Below are 20,452 nucleotides of genomic sequence, written 5' to 3' on the forward strand. Positions count from 1 at the left end.
TTTTCTCGTCATTGCGAGGAGCGAAGCGACGAAGCAATCCAGCTCGGTGCACGGAGCTGGATTGCTTCGCCTTCGGCTCGCAATGACGGGGAACGGTACCTAATTCCCAGTCAACGTTGTTCAGGCGGAAGACGCCGTCTAGGCATCACACCGGCGCGTTCGACTGCACCAGCTTGTAGACGACCGAATCCATCAGCGCCTGGAACGACGCGTCGATGATGTTCGGCGACACGCCGATCGTGGTCCAGCGCCGACCGTCCTCGTCCTCGCTCTCGATCAGCACCCGAGTGACGGCCTCGGTGCCGCCATTGAGGATACGGACGCGGTAGTCGACCAGCTTCAGGCCCTCGATGTACTTCTGGTACTTGCCGAGATCCTTACGCAGCGCGACGTCGAGCGCGTTGACCGGGCCGTTGCCTTCGGCGGCCGAGATCAGCGTCTCGCCGTCGACCTCGACCTTGATCACCGCCATCGCCACGGTCACGCGCTGGCCGTGCGAATTGTAGCGCTGCTCGACATTGACGTCGAACTTATCGACCCGGAAGAACTCCGGCACGGTGCCGAGCGTGCCGCGGGCGAGCAGATCGAACGAAGCGTTGGCCGACTCGTAAGCGTAGCCGGCCGCTTCCCGCTCCTTCAGCTTCTCGACCAGTCGCGACAGGCGCGGATCATCGCGGTCGAACTGGATGTTGGTGCGCGCCAGCTCGGCCAGCACGTTGGACTTGCCGGCCTGATCCGACACCAGCACCTTGCGATGGTTACCGATCGACTCCGGCGGCACGTGCTCATAGGTCTGCGGATCCTTCAGCACCGCCGACGCGTGGATGCCGGTCTTGGTAACGAAGGCGCTGCCGCCGACGTAAGGCGCGTGCGGATTGGGGGCGCGGTCGAGGATGTTGTCGAGCGCGCGCGACACCTGCACCAGGCTCGCCAGCTTGTCGTCGGAGACGCCGATCTCGAACTTGTCGGCGAATTCCTTCTTCAGCTTCAGCGTCGGGATCATCGAGCATAGATTGGCGTTGCCGCAACGCTCGCCGAGGCCGTTCAGCGTGCCCTGGATCTGCCGCGCACCGGCCCGCACCGCGGCGAACGAGTTCGCCACCGCCTGCTCGGTGTCGTTATGGGCGTGGATGCCGACATGCGCGCCCGGGATGTGCTTGACCACCTCGCCGACGATCGCCTCGACCTCGTCCGGCATGGTGCCGCCATTGGTGTCGCACAGCACGACCCAGCGTGCGCCGGACTCATACGCCGCCTTGGCACACTGCAGCGCGAATTCCGGATTGGCCTTGTAGCCGTCGAAGAAGTGCTCGCAATCGACCAGCACCTCGCGTCCCTTCTCCTTGGCGAGCGAAACGCTGTCGCGGATCGAGGCGATGTTCTCGTCGTTGGTGGTCTCGAGCGCGACCCGGACCTGATACTCCGACGACTTGGCGACGAAACAGATCGCATCCGCCTTCGCATCGAGCAGCATCGCGATGCCGGGATCGTTCGACGCCGAGCGGCCGGGCCGCCGGGTCATGCCGAACGCCGCGAAGGTGGCGCGCTCGAGGTTCTGCTCCGCGCCGAAGAATTCGGTATCGAGCGGATTGGCGCCCGGATAGCCTCCTTCGACATAATCGATGCCGAGATCGTCGAGCAGCGAAGCGATCAGCTTCTTGTCGTGCAAGGTGAAGTCGACGCCGTTGGTCTGGGCGCCGTCGCGCAGCGTGGTGTCGTACAGATAGAGACGTTCGCGGCTCATGTGGAGGCTCCGGGCGCGGCGGCATCCGCCAGCGACTTTGTCATCGTGGTGTTGGCGAGCCATTCGCCATTGATCGAAACGGTGTTGCGCTGCTTGGCGATGTAGCCGCGCTTGGCGAAGAACTCGGCGGCGTTGTCGCTGGCGTCGACGGTGAGGATCAGCGCCCCGCGCGCGCCGGCGAGTTTCTCCAGCGCGTCGATCAGCGTCGCGCCGACGTCGCGGCCGATGTAGTCGGGATGCACGAACAGCATGTCGATGTGATCGGGCACCTTCAGCGAAGCAAAGCCGACCGGCACGCCCTGCAGCGTCGCGATCAGCGTCAGCTGGCCGGCCAGGCGCGCGGCGAACTTGGCTTCGTCGTCGGCCGCCGAGGCCCATGCCTCCCGCTGCTCCTCGCTGTAGTCATCGGCGGCGAGCTGCTCGATCGACGCCGCGAAGATGGCAGCAGTAACCGCGGCATCCTCGGGCAGATACGGCCGCAGCGCGGGCCCTGCGCGCGTGCTCATCACCAGAACCCGTACAGCTTCAGCACCAGCGCGGTGGCGCCGGCCAGCAGCGCGATCTTGATCGCGATGTAGTACAGCCAATGCTTCGGAAACGGCGTATCAGGCCGCCCCGTCGGCTTCTGCTCGGTCATCGTGAAGACTCCTTATCCGCCGACGCAAGGACCCTATCGTTAGTCATTCCGGGCTCGCCAAGCGCTGTCATTCCGGGATGCGCTGCGTCAGCAGCGCAGACCCGGAATCCCGAGGTTGTGGCGACGAGATTCCGGGTTCGCCCGCTGCGCGGGCGCCCCGGAATGACGTTGAGACGTGTGTGCCTCACCGCGCGATCTCCCACGTCGTCACCGGCTTGCCGTCAGCGTCCTTGCCGTCCTTCAGCACCACGCCCATCGCGGCGAGTTCGTCGCGGATGCGGTCGGACTCTTTCCAGTCCTTGTTGGCACGGGCGGCGGTGCGGGCTTCGATCAGCGACTTCGCGGTCGCATCGAGATCGACCGGAGCGCGGACCACCGGATTGATCCCCAACAGCTGCATCGCGCCGCGGAGTTCATCGGCCTTGCCGGCGCGGCGCAGCGCGTGCAGCTCGGCGATCATCTTCGGCGTGTTGAGGTCGTCGGTCAGCGCGGCGATGACTTCGTCGCATCGCGCGGGCGTCGCATCCTTGGTGAACTCCGACCAGTCGAGGATCGCCTTCTCCGCTTCGTTAAGCGCGTCGGCAGTCCAGTCGATCGGCTGCCGATAATGCGTCTTCAGCATCGCCAACCGCAGCGTCGCGCCGTCCCACGACCGGCCGCCGAACTTATTCGTCGCCAGCAGCTCACGGATGGTGATGAAGTTGCCGAGGCTTTTCGACATCTTCTCGCCTTCGACCTGCAGGAAGCCGTTGTGCATCCAGGTCTGCGCCATGCGCGAGGTGTGGAAGGCGCAGCAGCTTTGCGCGACTTCATTCTCGTGGTGCGGAAAGACCAGATCGATGCCGCCGCCATGGATGTCGAAGGTCTCGCCCAAGTGCTTCCACGACATCGCCGAGCACTCGATGTGCCAGCCGGGACGGCCCGGCGTGGCGATACCGGCCGGCGACGGCCATGACGGCTCACCGGGCTTCGACGGCTTCCACAGCACGAAGTCGGTAGCGTCGCGCTTATAGGGCGCGACGTCGACGCGGGCGCCGGCGATCATCTCGTCGAGCGAGCGGTTGGCGAGCGATCCGTAGCGCGGCAACACGCCATTGGCGGCGTTCATCGCGCTCGGCGAGAACAGTACGTGGTCCTGCTCGACATAGGCGAAGCCGCCGGCGACCAGCTTTTCGATGATGCTGCGCATCTCGCCGATATGTTCGGTGGCGCGCGGCTCGACGGTCGGCCGCAGGCAGCCCAGCGCATCGACGTCGTCGTGGAATTGCCGCTCGGTCTGCTCGGTGACCTTGCGGATCGCCTCGTTCAGCGGCAGGCCGGGATAGTCGCGCGCGGCGCGGTCGTTGATCTTGTCGTCGACGTCGGTGATGTTGCGGACGTATTTGACGTGGGCCTCGCCATAGAGATGGCGCAGCAGCCGAAACAGCACGTCGAACACGATCACCGGCCGGGCGTTGCCGATATGGGCGAAGTCGTAGACCGTCGGGCCGCAGACATACATCCGCACATTGGCCGGATCGAGCGGCGTGAACGGCCGCTTGTCCCGCGTCAGCGTATCGTAAAGGCGTAATTCCATGGATACCCGTCCCCTGCGGCCGGGCGTCCAGTGCTCTCGATAGGAGAAAAGACGGCCTCAGCCAGCGTGTCAGCTAGCTAATAATCTCGCAGCGAATGCAAATGGCGAGGAAACCGTTCATCGCCGCACCATGGCGACCGCCCTCGAATCCGTCAAGTCCGTCGATCGCCGGAGGACATCGTTCTTTCCGGCGGCGAATCGAAGGATCGTCCGCGCGGGTCCACCGAAGGCGAGCTACGCTCGCGTCATCCAAGCGCCGCCCCCAGCCCCCACAAACCGCCCTGCTCGGCCGATTTTGGCCATGATCGGCGCCTAGCCCACGCTCCGGCCACTATGGTTAACGTTTTTTAACCCTTTTCAGGGTACGGACGGGGGTCATCCCCTCGTTCCTGGTGCACCATGAAACTGATTCCTGCCCTCTTTGCCGGCGCAGCGCTGCTTGCGGCGACGGCGGCTTATGCCGACAGCCGGGTCTTCATCGTCGCCAACCAGCCGGACGGCTACGGCATCGACCTGTGCCTCGCCCGCGGCGAAAAATGCGGCGCCCCGGCGGCTGCGGCCTACTGCCAGTCGCGCGAATTCGCCCAGGCGGTCGCCTATCGCCGGGTCGACCCGGACGAAATCACCGGCGCGGTGCCGAAAGCGAGCAGCTCGGCGTGCGCCCACGGGGTCTGCAACGAATACGTCGCGATCACCTGCCAGCGCTGAAAAGCCACGCCGGATCAGCGGGGATCGCCACAGTGACGCCCCGGAAACGACGTGACCCTGCCGAAAGAAGCGGCTAAGAAATGGTCAACGTCGCGGTTACAACGGGATCGTTCCGCGGCCCCGATCGCGCGGATTTGCTGGATGTGATTCGGCGGATCGCCGGCATCACCCGCTCGGATTCCTGAATGCCCGACATGTTCGATAACGCCACCCGTTTCCGCTGGCTGGCCGGTGCCTTGATCGTCGCCGCCACGTCGCTGACCTCCGCAGCGTTCGCCCAGCAAGGCTATCCGTCGTCGCAAGGCTACAATCCGCCGGGCTATCAGCAGGCGCCCGCCGCCGGCCAACCGGGCAGCCCCGCCGCCAATCCGATGTGCCCGCGGCTGGAAGCGCAGCTCGCCTCGATCGACCGCGGCAGCATGGACCCGGCCCGCGCCGACCAGATCCGCCGCTTCGAAGACGCCGCCGCCCGCCAGCAGGCCGAGCTCGACCGCGTCAGCATGCAGGCGAAGCGGATGGGCTGCGAAAGCTCCGGCTTCTTCTCGCTGTTCAGCGGCCAGTCGGCGCAATGCGGTCCGGTCAACAGCCAGATCCAGCAGATGCGCGGCAATCTCGACCAGATGAACTCGTCGCTGGAGCGGCTGCGCAGCGGCGGCCCGGGCGGCAACGACCGCGAGAACCAGCGCCGCTCGGTGATCCTGGCGCTGGCGCAGAACAATTGCGGCCCGCAATACGCCGCGGCCGCGCAGCAGAGCGGCGGCCTGCTCAACAACCTGTTCAACGGCGGCAACGCCGGGGCCCCCGGCGTCGGCGTGCCGGGCACCGACTACGGCACCACCGAGGGCGGCACCTACCGCACCGTCTGCGTCCGCACCTGCGACGGCTATTACTTCCCGATTTCGTTCGCCACCGTGCCGAGCCGGTTCGGCGACGACGAGCGCACCTGCAAGAGCCTGTGCCCGGCGTCCGAAGCGTCGCTGTATGCCTACCGCAATCCCGGCCAGGACATGAACCAGGCGGTGTCGATCAACGGCCAGCCCTACAGCTCGCTGCCGAACGCCTTCCGCTATCGCCAGGAGTTCAACCCGTCCTGCACCTGCAAGCCGGCCAACCAGACCTGGGCCGATGCGATGAAGGGCGTCGACGACCGATCGGCCGCCGAGCACGGCGACATCATCGTCACCGAAGAGAGCGCCAAGCGCATGGCGCTGCCGCCGGCTCAGCGCGCCGCCGCCAAGAACGGCGCCAAGGCTGCCCCGGCGACCAACAACACGCCCGCCTCCCCGCCCGCGGCCGCGTCGAACGACCCCGGCAAGATCCGCAGCGTCGGCCCGACCTTCCTGCCGAAGGCGCAGTAACAGCCGTTCCACTCGATCACGCGTAGTCGCGCTTGGCGCGTCGCTTGTCCAAGCCAAAAGAGGCCGCCGAAATGGCGGCCTCTTTTGCGTGACGTCTCAGGCCGGACTGGCCAGCGGCTTGCCCTTTTCGACGATGTAGTTGACCATCAGCCGCGTTTTGCTCGACGACGGCTTGCCGCCGGCATGCGGGGTATTGGGCGGCACCTGGAACGCATCGCCGGCCTTCGCCGTCTTGGTCGGCTGCCCTTCGATCGGAAGTTCGATTTCGCCCTCCATCACATAGGTCGACTCGATACCAGGATGGGTATGGCGGCCGACGGTCGCTCCGGCATCGAGCGTTACGTCCATGATGATGGTCTCATAGCCCGCCGCCGGGCCATCGGTGCGACTCAAGATCTTGCGCGTAACGCCGTTTGCCGTAGTCGCGGCCGCACCTTGCGCGAACGCTTCGGTCGCCCCGAACCCCGCAATGCTGCAGATCGCACAGCCTGCGACTGCCGCAAATCCTCTCCGTGTCAGCATGACGTTCCTCCATTATCCACCCGTCTGCGCGGGCGTGGGGAAAGTCTGGCAGAATGACTTGGCATTGGAAAGAGATGCAATGACTATCAGGTCACTTGGCGCGGGTATCACGCCCAACTGAATTGGAGGGACCCGAGCGCTGTTCGATTTGTTGCAGCGCAGCTACCCTAGGCGACAACCTTGAGGCGCTTAATCCGGCTGCATCCGCCTCAAGCCGGAGTCGCGCTTACTTCATCCCACTCGTGCATTAGTCCTCGATGGGATCGCCCCGCTCTACTCTTTCGATAAATTTACGAGTGTACTCCACGACAAATTCGTCCTTGATTCCGAGATGCGCCCGCAGAGGAGCAGCAGCAGCGTCGATATCCCGATCGAGTCTCGCGAACATCTCGGCGTCTGCATTCAACTCATCTCGCATTCGCTTCCGCCCGGCCGATGTAGCAAAATCGATACTTCGTTCTCGCCAGTAATGATGCGCCAAAAAATCTCGCCGCTTCTTTGCATCGGCGATTCGATGTTTGAGGGACGCATCAAGGTCAGCAAATTTTTCGACCCGTTTCATTAGGTTTCCCATCGTCTGGGAAAACTGGTCGCTCATGAAGCGATCAAAGTCGCGCTCATACTGACTCCGATCAAACTTCGTCCCTATTTTAGAAACAAACTCGTCGCGAACCTCTTTCATGAACTGCGAATACAAAAGAACGTGCGCGAGCGCGACTTCAACAACGGAGGCCATGTAAAGAGCCCGGCCGTAGTAGGCAAAAGTCTCCCTGATTTCCCAACCCTGGCGATCTAAGTCCTCGTCCATGACTTAGCTCCCTAGCCTCAAAGAAATCGAACCTCGCAACCAGATGTCCCGACTACCAAGCAGTGCTACGGACGAGGTCTAAGAACTCTATACCCTACCCCTCAAACGCCTCACTCGACGCCCGTCCACTCCGCGTCACCAACGTCTCGTCCGGCTTCGCCAACGCTTCCGCCTTGTCGCGAAACCGGTTGGTGATCGGATAGCGCCTGTCCCGCCCGAAGTTCTTGCGCGTCACCTTCACGCCCGGCGCCGCTTGGCGCCGCTTGTACTCCGCGATGTTCAGGAGGCGGTCGATGCGGACGACGGTGTCCTTGTCGAAGCCTTCGGCGACAATGCTCGCGAGCGGCTTCTCACGTTCGACTAGACGCTCCAGGATGGCATCGAGCACGTCGTAAGGCGGCAGCGAATCCTGGTCGGTCTGGTTTTCGCGCAGCTCCGCGGTCGGCGGGCGGATGATGATGCTTTCGGGGATCACCTCGCCGTCAGGGCCGAGCGCGTCGTCCGGCTTCCAGCGGTTGCGCAACGATGACAGCCGGAACACCTGCGTCTTGTAGATGTCCTTGATCGGGTTGAAGCCGCCGTTCATGTCGCCGTACAGCGTGGCGTAGCCGACGCTCATCTCCGACTTGTTGCCGGTGGTCACCACCATCGCGCCGGTCTTGTTGGAGATCGCCATCAACAGCGTGCCGCGGGTGCGCGCCTGCAGGTTCTCCTCGGTGATGTCGCGCTCCAACCCAGCGAACGGTTTCGCCAGGATCGCCTCGAAGCCTTCGACCGCCTGCGCGATCGGCAGCACCTCGTAGCCGAAGCCGAGCGCGCTCGCGAGCCGGCCAGCGTCCTCGAGCGAGATCTCCGCCGTGTAGCGGAACGGCAGCATCACGCCGCGGACCTTGTCGGCGCCGAGCGCATCGACCGCAATTGCCGCGCACAGCGCCGAGTCGATGCCGCCGGAGATGCCGAGCAGCACGCCGGGGAAGCCGTTCTTGCGGACATAGTCGCGCAGGCCCAGCACGCAGGCCGCGTAGTCCGCCTCGTCGCCCTCGATCACCGGCGCGACCGGGCCGTCGCAGCGCCAGCCCGCCGTACCTTTGACGAAGCTCAGCGTGGTGATGCTCTCGACGAAGCCGGGCAACTGCGCCGCCAATGTGCGGTCGGCGTTGAGCACGAACGAGGCGCCGTCGAACACCAATTCGTCCTGGCCGCCGACCTGATTGACATAGACCAGCGGCAGATCGCTCTCGGTGACCCGCGCCACCGACACCGACATCCGCATGTCGTTCTTGCCGCGCGCGTAAGGCGAGCCGTTCGGCACGACCAGCAGTTCCGCACCGGTTTCGGCAAGGCACTCCACCACGTTCTCGTAGTCTTCGGATTCTTCGAGCCAGGTGTCTTCGCAGATCGGCACGCCGATCCGGACGCCGCGGATCGTCACCGGACCCGAGACCGGCCCGCGTGCGAACACCCGCTTCTCGTCGAACACGCCGTAGTTCGGCAGGTTGACCTTATAGCGGATCGCCGCGATCCGGCCGCCGTCGAGCAGCGCGCAGGCATTGTACAGCTTGCCGTTATCGACCCAGGGCGAGCCGATCAGCATCGCCGGCCCGCCGTCGGCGGTCTCGCGCGCCAGATCCTCGATCGCGGCGCGGCAGGCTGCCTGGAACGCCGGCTTCAGCACCAGATCTTCCGGCGGGTAGCCGGCGATGAACAGTTCCGGATAGACGATGAGGTCGGCACCATCGGCCGCCGCGCGTCGGCGCGCCGCGCGCGCCTTGTCGGCATTGCCGGCGATATCGCCGACCGTCGGGTTGAGCTGGGCGAGCGAGATCGTCAGGCGGGCGGCATTTTCGGTCATAGCCGAGATGTAGCGAGAGCCGGCAGGCTTCGCAATCGGCCGGTCAGAGCAGCCCGATCCGCTCGGCGAGCGCGAACAGCCAGAACAGGCCGGCGATTCCCAGCGCGACGCCGACGGCTGCTGAGCCCATGTCCTTGACCCGGCCGATCTGCGGATCGTGTTCCGTGGTGAGCCGGTCGCTGAGCTTCTCGATCGCGGTATTGAGCAGTTCGACCACGATCACCAGCGCGACCACCGCAATGAGTTCGACGCGGCGCGCCGCCGTGGTGCCGATCAGCCAGGCGGCCGGAACGGCGAGCGCCAGCGCGACCAGCTCTTCGCGGATCGCCTGCTCGGAGCGGGTCGCGAATTTCAGCCCGCGCCACGAATTGATCGTCGCCCGCCAGAACCTCAGCACCTGATCCACAGCCCCGGTTTGCCCGTCATGCCGAAGGCATCAAGGTTTAGATGCTCAGAAACGTAGATGGCCGGGACGAGCCCGGCCATGACGGTGGAGAGGTGGCGTTAAAGCCCGGCCGCCGCCTGCAGCGGGCTGGCCTTGCCGGCCCGGCCCTGCTTGAGCAGATCCGCGATCAGGAACGCCATGTCGATCGACTGTTCGGCGTTGAGCCGCGGATCGCAGGCGGTGTGATAGCGGTTGTTGAGGTCTTCGTCGGTGATGGCGCGGGCGCCGCCGAGGCACTCGGTGACGTTCTGGCCGGTCATCTCCAGATGCACGCCGCCGGCATGCGTCCCCTCCGCGGCGTGGACCGCGAAGAACGACCGGACTTCCGACAGGATGCGGTCGAACGGCCGGGTCTTGTAGCCGGAGTTCGAGGTGATGGTGTTGCCGTGCATCGGATCGCACGACCACACCACGGTGCGGCCCTCGCGCTGCACCGCGCGGACCATCGCCGGCAGATGCTCGCCGATCTTGTCGGCGCCGAACCGGCCGATCAGCGTCAGCCGCCCCGGCTCGTTCTCGGGATTGAGGATGTCGATCAGCTTGAGCAGTTCGTCGGTCTTCAGCGACGGACCGCACTTCAGGCCGATCGGATTCTTGATGCCGCGGAAGTACTCGACATGGGCGTGATCGAGCTGACGGGTGCGGTCGCCGATCCACAGCATGTGGCCGCTGGTCGCGTACCAGTCGCCGGTGGTCGAGTCGACGCGGGTCATCGCCTGCTCGTAGCCGAGCAGCAGCGCTTCATGGCTGGTGTAGAAATCGGTGGTGCCGAGCGAGGAATCGACCGCAAAGGTCAGGCCGCAGGCGCGCATAAAATCGAGCGCACCGGAGACGCGGTCGGCGAGATCCGCATAGGCCTTCGACTGCGGACTATCGCTGACCGACTGCAGCATCCAGCGATGCACGTTCTCGACGCTGGCGTAGCCGCCCTTGGCGAAGGCGCGCAGCAGGTTCAGCGTCGCGGCCGACTGGCGGTACGCTTCGATCTGCCGGCGCGGATCGGGCACGCGGGCTTCTTCGGTGAACGCCACGTCGTTGATAATGTCGCCGCGATAGCTGGGCAGCTCGACGCCGTCGCGCTTCTCGACCGGGGCCGAACGCGGCTTGGCGAACTGGCCGGCGATGCGGCCGACCTTCACCACCGGCGAGGCGCCGGCGTAGGTCAGGACGATCGCCATCTGCAGGAAGACGCGGAACAGGTCGCGGATGTTGTTGGCGCCGTGCTCGGCGAAGCTCTCGGCGCAGTCGCCGCCCTGGAGCAGGAAAGCGTCGCCGGCCGCCACCGTGGCCAGCGCCTTCTTCAGGTTGCGCGCCTCGCCGGCAAACACCAGCGGCGGAAAGCTCGCGAGCTGCGCCTCGACATCCGCGAGCGCTTTCACGTCGGGATATTGCGGCATCTGCTGCACCGGCTTGGCGCGCCAGCTATCGGGTGTCCAGCGTTCGGACATAGGCCACTCCTGAAGAAACAAGCCGCCAGTTAAAAATGGGTCGCGGCGGGCGCGTTATACACAGCAGCCCTGCCAACCGCTAGTTGGAAATCAGGGGGCAGAATACAACCCCTTGCGGGAAAAGCCTATTTTGTTGGCGGCCCCGGCCAGCCTGAAATTTCGGCAAGGCCCGGGACGCCGCAGCCGGCTATTCGGCGGCTTCACGCTGGTAGCGCGCGGTCCGGGTGCGCATCGTCACCAGCTCCTCGGCGGCGGTGGGGTGCAGCGCCATGGTGCCGTCGAAGTCGGCCTTGGTGGCCTTCATCTTCATCGCGACCGCCACCACCTGAACCAGTTCGGCGGCGTCCGGCCCGACGATATGGCAGCCGAGCAGACGATCGGTGGTGCCGTCGACGATCAGCTTCATCAGCACGCGCGACTGGCTGCCCGACATCGTCCCCTTCATCGGGCGGAAATCGGTCTTGTAGATGTCGACGACGCCGTACTGCGCCCGCGCCTGGGCCTCGGTCAGCCCGACGGTGCCGACCTGCGGCTGCGAGAACACCGCGGTCGGAACGCAGGAATAGTCGACCTGCACCTGCTTGCCGCCGAACACATTGTCGGCGAAGGCATGGCCCTCGCGGATCGCCACCGGGGTCAGGTTGGTGCGATGGGTGACATCGCCGACCGCGTAGATGTGCGGCACCGAGGTGCGGCAGTGGTCGTCGACAGCGATGCCGCCATTGTCCGGATTGATGGCGACGCCGGCCTTCTCGAGGCCGAGATTGGCGACCGCCGGATGCCGGCCGATCGCGAACATCACCTGGTCCGACGCCACGCTGGAGCCGCTCGACAGATGCGAGGTGTATTCCTCGCCGAGCTTCTCGACAGCCGTCACAGTGCAGCCGGTGATGATGGTGATCCCTGCCCGCTCCATCTCGGTGCGAACATGAGTGCGCACGTCCTCGTCGAAGCCGCGCAGGATGTTGTCGCCGCGATACACCACGGTGACGTCCGAGCCGAGGCCGGCGAAGATGCAGGCGAATTCGAGTGCGATATAGCCGCCGCCCTGGATCAGGATGCGCTTCGGCTGCTCGTTGAGGTGAAACACCTCGTTGGACGAAATCACGTGCTCGATGCCGGGAATCGCCTTGCCGTGATTGGGCGCGCCGCCGGTCGCGATCAGGATCGTCTTGGCCCGCACCTTCTCGCCGGTCGACAGCAGCAGCGTATGCGGATCTTCGAACACCGCGCGCCCCTTGATGGTGCGGGCGCCGGCCTTCTCGACGTTGGTCGCGTAGATCTGCTCGAGCCGCGCGATCTCCTTGTCCTTGTTGGCGATCAGCGTCGACCAGTTGAATTCCGCGGTCGGGATGCTCCAGCCGAAGCCGGCCGCATCCCGGATCTCCTCGTGCACCTGGGAGGCGTAGACCATCAGCTTCTTCGGCACGCAGCCGCGGATCACGCAGGTGCCGCCGAACCGATACTCTTCGGCGACGACGACGCGGGCGCCGTAGCCGGCGGCGATTCGTGCGGCTCTCACGCCGCCAGAGCCACCGCCGATAACAAACAGGTCCGCGTCGAAGTCTGCCATTTCGCCTCTCTGGTCGATCAGATGTTCTTGCCGCGCTTACGCATCTCGGCGCGGAATTCGCCGTTCACTTCCTCGGCGAACTTCTGCGCCCACTGATTCATGAACTGCATGCTTTCGGCAATCGACTTCGGCTCCTGGCTGAGCAGCTTCTGGCCGAGCGGCGACTTGTAGAAGGTGACGAGGTCCTTGAGCTCCTGCTCGGTGAAATCGGTGGCGTAGATCTTCGCCATGCCGTCGCCGATTTCCTTCTCGCGGCCCGCCATCTTCTTGGCGATCACCACCGCGACCTCCTTGAGGTCCTGCTGATAGTTCAGGTTGCTCTGCATCAGCGTGTCCATGGTGCGCTGAATGATGTTCGGCACCGCCTGGGCGTAGATGCCGCCGGCCCGCTTCAGCTCCAGGATCTCCTTGGCGGACGCGATCGCCGCCGGCGACGGCTGCTTGGTTTGCGCCTGCGCCTGATGGCCGGCCAGAGCGACGCCGAACACCAAAGCGGCGGCCAGCAATGCCTTCGACAGATATTTCATTCCAATTCTCCTGAGATGATCGGCGCTCACGCGCGTTCGATGGTTCGAATTCCGTCGGCCCCTGCCAGCACGACGGTGCTCGCCATCCCGACAAACAACCCATGCTCGACTACGCCCGGAATCACGGACAGCAAATGGGCCAGACGAGGAGCATCGGGTATGCGCCCGAGCTGGGCGTCGAGGATCCAGTGGCCACCATCGGTGACGAAAGCATGGCCGTCTTTGCCGGGCCGGAGCTTTAATTCGCCGTCACAGCCGGCGGCGGTGAAAGCATTCTGCAGCGCGCGGCGGGTGGCGCCGAGGCCGAACGGGATCACCTCGATCGGCAGCGGGAAGCGGCCGAGCGTGCCGACCAGCTTGGATTCGTCTGCGATCACGATCATGCGATCCGAGGCCGCCGCGACGATCTTTTCGCGCAACAGCGCGCCGCCGCCGCCCTTGATCAGGTCGAGATTGTGATCGACCTCGTCGGCGCCGTCGATGGTGATGTCGAGGCGGTCGATTTCATCCAAAGTCGTCAGCCGGATACCGCAACGTTCGGCATCGGCGCGCGTCACTTCCGACGTCGGCACGCCGATCACGTCGAGCCCGACCCGCACTCTTTCGCCAAGTAGTTCAACGAAATGCTTCGCCGTCGAACCGGTCCCGAGGCCGAGCTTCATGCCGCCCCGCACCTCTTCCAGCGCCCGCGCCGCAGCCCGCCGCTTCAACTCTTCCTTGTCCATGACCCGGCCTACCCCGTTTCCGCCCCTGATGTCCCCGGCGCGGCGCGGCATATCTAGCGGCGTTTGGGCGCGGCGAACAGCACGGATTCTGGGGTTGAGCATCGCCAGACGGTTGCAGAAAGCCGCGGAGAAGGTTAGCGGTCGAACATGACCGCATCTCCCATTGTTGTCTTCGATCTGGACGGCACGCTGGTCGATACCGCGCCCGACCTGATCAACGCCCTGAATTTCATCCTCGTTCGCGAAGGCATGCCGGCCGTTCCGATGGCCGTCGCGCGCAATATGATCGGACAAGGCGCCCGCCGCCTGCTCGAACGTGGCCTCGAACTCGACGGCCGTGTGATCGCGCAGGACGACGTCAATCGCCTCACCGTCGATTTCATCGACTATTACGCCGCCCACATCGCCGACGAGTCGCGCCCGTTCGAAGGGCTGGAAGCGACGCTCGACGAGCTGTCGGAGAGCGGCTACCGCTTTGCGGTCTGCACCAACAAGCTGGAATGGCTGTCGAAGCTGCTGCTCGACCGGCTCGGGCTCAGCCCGCGCTTTGCGGCGATCTGCGGCGCGGACACCTTCGGCGTCGCCAAGCCCGACCCTGCGATCCTGCGCGAGACCGTGGCCAAGGCCGGCGGCGACCTCGCTGCCACCATCATGGTCGGCGACGCAGGGCCGGATGTCGGCGTCGCGCGGCGGGCCGGCGTGCCGGTGATCGGGGTCGAATTCGGCTACACCGAAGTGCCGATCGCCGAGCTCGAACCGGACCTTTTGGTCGGCCATATGCGCGAGCTGCCGAACGCCGTGGGACGGCTGCTGCCGCGGCGCTGACCTGAAGGCGATACCTTTGAAATTGTGGCGAAATTCAGTTCGCTAACAGGTCGCGTTAACTAACTCTTAAGTTTGTTGGACGCGCAGTTGCCAGCGTTACAGCAGGCTCCTATGGTCCGCGCGGGACTGTGGCCGTTGGCCGCACTGAACGGATGGGAGTATCATGCGTCATCTTGTTGTCATCGCCCTGGCAGGGCTCTCGCTGGGGGGCTGCGCGTCGATGTCCGACGCCTTCAAGTCGACCCCGCCCGACGTCACTGTTCAGCTCGATTCGGTGCCGCCGGGTGCGGACGCCGTCGCCTCCACCGGGCAGAGCTGTAAGACCCCGTGCTCGATCAAGGTGCCGCCGGCCGATTTCACCGTGACCTTCTCGCTGGACAAGTTCCAGACCACGACGGTTCCGGTGCAGGTCTCGGTCGCACAAGGCGGCTTCATGTCGGAAGGCACCACGACGGTGACGCCGAACCCGGTGACCGCCGAGTTGCAGGCCGCCAAGCCGTCGCGCAAGGCGCGTCAGGTCCGCAAGCCGCGTAAGCCGAAGCCCGCCGCAGCCGCGCCGGCCGCCGAGGCTCCGGCAGAGTCGTCGTCGCCGTTCCCTGCCCCGGCAGCGCGCTAACATATTGCAGCGCATCACGGCGCGTGATTGTGCGCGCCGCTGATCGTGCCTAGATAGTGCGGAGACATTTGCCGCGACTGGCGGCGACCGCGACAGGGCACGCCGCATGACCAGCGCCGCGATCACTCCGCCAACCACCGTGGATCGGCCGATGACCGATCCGTTCGGGCGAACCATCGACTACCTGCGCGTCTCCATCACCGACCGTTGTGACTTCCGCTGTGTGTACTGCATGGCCGAGGACATGACCTTCCTGCCCCGCGCCGACCTGCTGACGCTGGAAGAACTCGACCGGCTGTGCTCGGCCTTCATCGCCAAGGGCGTGCGCAAGCTGCGCCTAACCGGCGGTGAGCCGCTGGTCCGCCGCAACATGATGTCGCTGGTGCGGTCGCTGTCCCGACATCTCAAGAGCGGCGCGCTCGACGAACTCACCCTCACCACCAACGGCTCGCAGCTCGCCCGTTTCGCCGCGGAGCTGGCGGATTGCGGCGTCCGCCGCGTCAACGTTTCGCTCGACACGCTCGACCCGGACGAGTTCCGCCGGATCACCCGCTGGGGCGATCTCGACCGCGTGCTCGCCGGCATCGACGCCGCCCGCGCCGCAGGCCTTGCGGTGAAGATCAACACCGTAGTGCTGAAGGGCTGCAACGAGGACGAGATCCCGTCGCTGATGCGCTGGGCGCATGGCCTCGGCATGGGGCTGACGCTGATCGAAGTTATGCCGCTCGGCGAAATTGGCGAAGGCCGGATCGATCAGTACGTCCCGCTGTCGCTGGTCCGCGCCCGGCTCGCCAACAACTACACGCTGACCGACCTGCCCGACTCCACCGGCGGCCCGGCGCGCTACGTCCGCGTCGAGGAGACCGGCGGCCGGCTCGGCTTCATTACTCCACTCACGCACAATTTTTGCGAATCCTGCAATCGGGTGCGGATTACCTGCACCGGGACAATCCACACCTGCCTCGGCCACGAGGACGCTTCCGACCTGCGGCGGCCGCTGCGCGCTTCCGCCGACGACGCCCTGCTCAGCGCCGCGATCGATCAGGCGATCGGCTCGAAGCCGAAGGGCCACGACTTCATCATCGACCGCCGCCATAACCGGCCGAGCGTCAGCCGGCACATGAGCGTCACCGGCGGCTAAGCGCTCCCACCTGCGACTAATCATTCCGCTGAACAGCGCTCCTGATTGCCATTTTCCAATTGACGGAACGGTGACGCGCTGGTTTGGTGCGCACGCTTCGCGAGCCCTCGGCTACAAAAAGCCGCTTCGCGTTGTAATCGCGCAGGCCGGACGAACCGGGAGGAGACCGAGCGTTGCGAGCATTGCTTGGACTGAGCAGGACGATCGACGCCTTCAACACGGTTGTGGGCCGTTGGGTGTCCTGGCTGATCGTGGCGGCGGTGGCGATTTCGGCAGTCAACGCCGTGGTCCGCAAGATCTTCGATATGTCGTCGAACTCGTTCCTCGAATTGCAGTGGGTGCTGTTCAGCGTGGTGTTCATGCTGTGCTCGCCCTGGACCCTGCTCAGCAACGAACACATCCGCATCGACATCATCAATCACAGCCTCCCGCTCAAGCTGCGCGGCTGGATCGACATGATCGGCCACGTGTTCTTCCTGATGCCGTTCGCGATCATCCTGCTGTGGTGGTCGATCCCGTTCTTCCTGGTCTCGTATCACCAGAACGAGCAGTCGTTCAGCGCCGGCGGCCTGCCGCAATGGCCGGCCAAGGCGCTGATCATGATCATGTGCGTGCTGCTGATCATTCAGGGCATCTCGGAGATCATCAAGCGCCTCGCGATGATGGTCGGCGCGATCCCGGACAGCAACGCTTCCGCACAATCCGCACACAGTTCCGCCGAGCTCGAAGCCGAGCGGCTGTTGCTCAACATCGGCGGCGACAAAAAGTAAGCCGCTTCGTGGTCATCGCATTGGGGGGCCGGTCCGCATGACCGCACTGTTGATCCACTACATGGCGCCGATCATGTTCGCGTCGTTGGTGGTATTTCTGCTGCTGGGGTATCCGGTGGCGTTTTCGCTCGCCGCCAACGGCCTTCTCTTCGCCTTCCTCGGCATCGAACTCGGCCTGTTCCGTCCCGACTTCCTGCAGGCGCTGCCCGATCGCGTCTACGGGGTGATGAACAACGAAACGCTGCTGGCGATTCCATTCTTCACCTTCATGGGGTTGGTGCTGGAGAGATCCGGCATGGCCGAGGATCTGCTCGAGACCATCGGCCAGTTGTTCGGCTCGATCCGCGGCGGCATCGCCTACGCGGTGGTGTTCGTCGGCGCCCTGCTCGCCGCCACCACCGGCGTGGTCGCTGCCTCGGTGATCTCGATGGGCCTGATCTCGCTGCCGATCATGCTGCGCTACGGCTACGACCGCCGCGTCGCCACCGGCATCATTGCCGCGTCCGGCACGCTGGCCCAGATCATCCCGCCGTCGCTGGTGCTGATCGTGATGGCCGACCAGCTCGGCCGTTCGGTCGGCGACATGTACGAAGGCGCCTTCATTCCGGGCATCGTGCTGTCGCTGCTGTATGCGCTCTACATCTTCCTGGTGACGGTCTTCGCCCCGAAGGCGGCGCCCGGCCTGCCGCTCGAAGCGCAGACGCTGCGTGAGCCGGAGACCGCCAAGCACCCGCTGATCATGCCGCTGGCGGCGCTGTCGGCCGGCGGTGCGGCCTATCTGTTCACGGTGCATTGGGGCGCGTTCGACTGGAGCAAGCCGGCGTTCGACAAGGTCGGCCTGTCGCAGCTGGTGATGCAGGGCTTCTGGTTCGTGATCCTCACGGCCGTGCTGTTCCGCCCGTTCATCGGCATCATCCGCACCATGACGATGTCGCTTTATCTGGTGGTCGCTGCCTCGACCGCCGCCGGCATCGTGGCGATGAGCTTCACCGACGTGAAGTCGGGCGCCGACTACATCGTGCTGACGATGTCGGTCACCGTCGCGCTGTCGTTCGTGATCGCGGTGCTGAACCGGCTGCTGCGGCTGAAGCTGCTGTCCAAGCTCGCCGAGCAGGTCGTGTTCGTGATGGTGCCGCCGCTCGGCCTGATCTTCCTGGTGCTCGGCACCATCTTCATCGGCGTCGCAACGCCGACCGAAGGTGGCGCGATGGGTGCGGCCGGCGCGATGATTCTGGCGTTGATGAAGGGCCGGCTGAGCTTCGACCTAACCCGGCAGGCCACCGAGTCGACCGCCAAGCTGACCGCCTTCGTGGTGATGATCTTGGTCGGCGCCCGCGTGTTCTCGCTCACCTTCTACGGCGTCGACGGCCATCGCTGGGTCGAGGAGCTGCTGGTGTCGCTGCCCGGCGGGCAGCTCGGCTTCCTGATCTTCGTCAACGCCTTCGTGTTCGTGCTGGCGTTCTTCCTCGACTTCTTCGAGCTCGCCTTCATCGTCATCCCGCTGCTCGGGCCGGCGGCTGAGAAGCTCGGTATCGACCTGATCTGGTTCGGCGTCATGCTCGGCGTCAACATGCAGACCTCGTTCATGCATCCGCCGTTCGGCTTCGCCCTGTTCTACCTGCGCTCGGTGGCGCCGAAGCTGCCATATATCGACCGCGTCAGCGGCAAGCAGATGGCGCCGGTCACCACCGGCCAGATCTACTGGGGCTCGGTGCCGTTCGTGATCATCCAGCTGATCATGGTCGCCATGGTGATCGCCTTCCCTGGAATGGTGATGCACTACAAGGGCGTCGCAGGGGACATCGACCCATCCAAGGTCAAGATCGACATCCCGCAAATCGAGATGCCGCAGATCGATCTCGGCCCGCCGAAGTTCTGATCGAGGACGGCTTCCACTTCCCGTCATTGCGAGGAGCGCAGCGACGAAGCAATCCAGTACAGTGCACTGAGCTGGATTGCTTCGCTTCGCTCGCAATGACGGTGAAGCTGGACCGCCCGTCTCACCAGGAAGACTGGTAACAACAAAAAAGCCCGACCTCCTCGCGGAGGCCGGGCCTTTTCGTTTCAGGCGTTCAGATCAGCCGCGGGTGCGCGAGCGGATCATGAAGCTGTCGAAGGTGTACTCCGCGACCTGCCACCACAGGTACTGGTCGGAGCGATACGCCTGCATGGCGTCGATCGCCTTCTTGAAGTCCGGGTTCTTCGCCGAGATTTCGCCCCACAGCTCGTTGGTGGCTTTGAGGCAGGCGTCGAGGATTTCGTTCGAGAACGGACGCAGCTGCGTGCCGCCGGCCACCAGCCGCTTCAGCGCGGTCGGGTTGAGCAGGTCGTAGCGGGCGTTCATCCAGGTGTTGGTGTTCACCGCCGCGTTGGCGAGGATCGCCTGATAGTTCTTCGGCAGCTGGTTGAACTTCTCGAGGTTGGTGAAGGCGTGCACGGTCGGGCCGCCTTCCCAGAAGCCCGGATAGTAGTAGTACTTTGCGACCTTCTGGAAGCCGAGCTTTTCGTCGTCGTACGGGCCGACCCACTCGGCGGCGTCGATGGTGCCCTTTTCCAGCGCCGGATAGATGTCGCCGCCGGCGATCTGCTGCGGCACCACGCCGACCTTCTGCAGCACCTGACCGGCAATGCCGCCGATACGCATCTTCAGGCCGCTCATGTCGGCAACGGTCTTGATCTCCTTACGGAACCAGCCGCCCATCTGGGTGCCGGTGTTGCCGCAGGGGAAGCCGACCAGGCCGTACTTCTTGTAGAATTCGTTGGCGAGCTCGTTGCCGCCGCCCTGATACAGCCAGGAGTTCTGCTGACGGGCGTTGAGGCCGAACGGCACCGACGCGAACACCGCGAAGGTCGGGTCCTTGCCGACGTAGTAGTACGACACGGTGTGGCACATCTCGACGGTGCCGTTGGACGTGGCATCCAGCGCCTGCAGGCCGGGGACGACTTCACCCGCCGCGAACACCTGGATCTGGAACTTGTTGTCGGTCATCTCGGCGACCTGCTTCGCCAGATATTCGGCGCCGCCATAGATGGTGTCGAGCGACTTCGGGAAGCTGGAGGTCAGCCGCCACTTCACCTCGGGCGAGGACTGCGCGATCGCCGGGGAAGCCACCGCGGCCGCTGCCGCAGCGCCGGTAGCTGACACTTTCAGAAAGTCACGACGTTTCATAAGGCATC

The 20,452-nt window shown here is 64.9% G+C and carries 20 protein-coding genes; 7 read left to right on the plus strand and 13 right to left on the minus strand.

The annotated features are described in order from the left end of the window. Positions 1-145: 145 nt before the first annotated feature. The 4 genes from cimA to cysS form a co-directional block, all read right to left on the minus strand. Positions 146-1,744 (minus strand): citramalate synthase, encoded by a 1,599-nt coding sequence (gene cimA / locus DY467_RS06075; protein ID WP_164571944.1) that lies wholly within the window; start codon positions 1,742-1,744, stop codon positions 146-148. Next, positions 1,741-2,250, minus strand: coding sequence for a GNAT family N-acetyltransferase (locus DY467_RS06080; protein WP_164634599.1), 510 nt, complete (start codon positions 2,248-2,250; stop codon positions 1,741-1,743). The genes cimA and DY467_RS06080 overlap by 4 nt, the downstream gene beginning before the upstream one ends. Further along, positions 2,250-2,381 carry a hypothetical protein gene (locus DY467_RS26695; protein ID WP_011157553.1) on the minus strand — a complete coding sequence of 44 codons (132 nt, stop codon included), beginning with the start codon at positions 2,379-2,381 and terminating at the stop codon, positions 2,250-2,252. The genes DY467_RS06080 and DY467_RS26695 overlap by 1 nt, the downstream gene beginning before the upstream one ends. A 184-nt stretch (positions 2,382-2,565) precedes the next feature. Beyond that, positions 2,566-3,957, minus strand: a complete 1,392-nt coding sequence (gene cysS / locus DY467_RS06085; RefSeq protein WP_164634600.1) for a cysteine--tRNA ligase — start codon at positions 3,955-3,957, stop codon at positions 2,566-2,568. 399 nt (positions 3,958-4,356) lie between these two features. Between cysS and DY467_RS06090 the strand changes: the two genes are divergently transcribed. Together DY467_RS06090 and DY467_RS06095 are read left to right on the plus strand one after the other, a co-directional pair. Continuing rightward, positions 4,357-4,665 carry a hypothetical protein gene (locus DY467_RS06090; protein ID WP_164634602.1) on the plus strand — a complete coding sequence of 103 codons (309 nt, stop codon included), beginning with the start codon at positions 4,357-4,359 and terminating at the stop codon, positions 4,663-4,665. 185 nt (positions 4,666-4,850) lie between these two features. Next, positions 4,851-6,023, plus strand: a complete 1,173-nt coding sequence (locus tag DY467_RS06095; protein ID WP_164634604.1) for a DUF2865 domain-containing protein — start codon at positions 4,851-4,853, stop codon at positions 6,021-6,023. A gap of 96 nt (positions 6,024-6,119) precedes the next feature. On the opposite strand, the gene DY467_RS06100 is transcribed toward DY467_RS06095, so the two are convergent. The 8 genes from DY467_RS06100 to rpiA all read right to left on the minus strand — a co-directional run bounded on the left by DY467_RS06100 (position 6,120) and on the right by rpiA (position 13,923). After that, positions 6,120-6,416: a cupin domain-containing protein gene (locus tag DY467_RS06100; protein WP_246701470.1), complete on the minus strand. Its 297-nt coding sequence runs from the start codon at positions 6,414-6,416 to the stop codon at positions 6,120-6,122. A gap of 376 nt (positions 6,417-6,792) precedes the next feature. Further along, positions 6,793-7,353, minus strand: a complete 561-nt coding sequence (locus DY467_RS06105) for a hypothetical protein (protein WP_164634606.1) — start codon at positions 7,351-7,353, stop codon at positions 6,793-6,795. A gap of 94 nt (positions 7,354-7,447) precedes the next feature. Continuing rightward, on the minus strand, positions 7,448-9,205 hold the full coding sequence (locus DY467_RS06110) for an NAD+ synthase (RefSeq protein WP_164634608.1): 1,758 nt from the start codon (positions 9,203-9,205) through the stop codon (positions 7,448-7,450). 43 nt (positions 9,206-9,248) lie between these two features. Beyond that, complete coding sequence (locus DY467_RS06115; protein WP_164634747.1) at positions 9,249-9,602, minus strand: diacylglycerol kinase; 354 nt, start codon at positions 9,600-9,602, stop codon at positions 9,249-9,251. Between the two features lie 107 nt (positions 9,603-9,709). After that, a complete protein-coding gene (locus DY467_RS06120) occupies positions 9,710-11,098 on the minus strand; it encodes a class II 3-deoxy-7-phosphoheptulonate synthase (RefSeq protein WP_107343946.1) in 1,389 nt (462 codons plus the stop codon). 187 nt (positions 11,099-11,285) lie between these two features. Next, entirely contained in the window at positions 11,286-12,671 is a 1,386-nt protein-coding gene (gene gor, locus DY467_RS06125) for a glutathione-disulfide reductase (RefSeq protein WP_164634610.1), read from the minus strand. Between the two features lie 17 nt (positions 12,672-12,688). Then, a complete protein-coding gene (locus DY467_RS06130) occupies positions 12,689-13,198 on the minus strand; it encodes a DUF2059 domain-containing protein (RefSeq protein WP_164573587.1) in 510 nt (169 codons plus the stop codon). A gap of 26 nt (positions 13,199-13,224) precedes the next feature. Then, positions 13,225-13,923, minus strand: a complete 699-nt coding sequence (rpiA, locus tag DY467_RS06135) for a ribose-5-phosphate isomerase RpiA (protein ID WP_164573586.1) — start codon at positions 13,921-13,923, stop codon at positions 13,225-13,227. 147 nt (positions 13,924-14,070) lie between these two features. On the opposite strand from rpiA, the gene DY467_RS06140 reads away from it, so the two are divergent. The 5 genes from DY467_RS06140 (at position 14,071) to DY467_RS06160 (ending at position 19,154) form a co-directional block, all read left to right on the plus strand. Then, positions 14,071-14,748 carry an HAD-IA family hydrolase gene (locus DY467_RS06140; protein ID WP_107355164.1) on the plus strand — a complete coding sequence of 226 codons (678 nt, stop codon included), beginning with the start codon at positions 14,071-14,073 and terminating at the stop codon, positions 14,746-14,748. A 163-nt stretch (positions 14,749-14,911) separates the two neighbouring features. Further along, on the plus strand, positions 14,912-15,364 hold the full coding sequence (locus DY467_RS06145; protein WP_107355163.1) for a hypothetical protein: 453 nt from the start codon (positions 14,912-14,914) through the stop codon (positions 15,362-15,364). A 106-nt stretch (positions 15,365-15,470) separates the two neighbouring features. Next, positions 15,471-16,505 carry a GTP 3',8-cyclase MoaA gene (gene moaA / locus DY467_RS06150; RefSeq protein WP_164634612.1) on the plus strand — a complete coding sequence of 345 codons (1,035 nt, stop codon included), beginning with the start codon at positions 15,471-15,473 and terminating at the stop codon, positions 16,503-16,505. Between the two features lie 173 nt (positions 16,506-16,678). Continuing rightward, positions 16,679-17,275, plus strand: a complete 597-nt coding sequence (locus DY467_RS06155) for a TRAP transporter small permease subunit (RefSeq protein ID WP_107355161.1) — start codon at positions 16,679-16,681, stop codon at positions 17,273-17,275. A 37-nt stretch (positions 17,276-17,312) separates the two neighbouring features. After that, the gene (locus tag DY467_RS06160) at positions 17,313-19,154 is read left to right on the plus strand and encodes a TRAP transporter large permease (RefSeq protein WP_107343938.1); all 1,842 of its coding nucleotides are present in this window, start codon (positions 17,313-17,315) and stop codon (positions 19,152-19,154) included. A 198-nt stretch (positions 19,155-19,352) separates the two neighbouring features. Here DY467_RS06160 and DY467_RS06165 read toward each other — a convergent pair whose 3' ends face one another. Then, complete coding sequence (locus DY467_RS06165) at positions 19,353-20,444, minus strand: TRAP transporter substrate-binding protein (RefSeq protein ID WP_107343937.1); 1,092 nt, start codon at positions 20,442-20,444, stop codon at positions 19,353-19,355. Between the last annotated feature and the right edge of the window lie 8 nt (positions 20,445-20,452).

The sequence above is a fragment of the Rhodopseudomonas sp. BR0G17 genome, from assembly GCF_010907025.1.
GTDB lineage: Bacteria > Pseudomonadota > Alphaproteobacteria > Rhizobiales > Xanthobacteraceae > Rhodopseudomonas > Rhodopseudomonas palustris_H.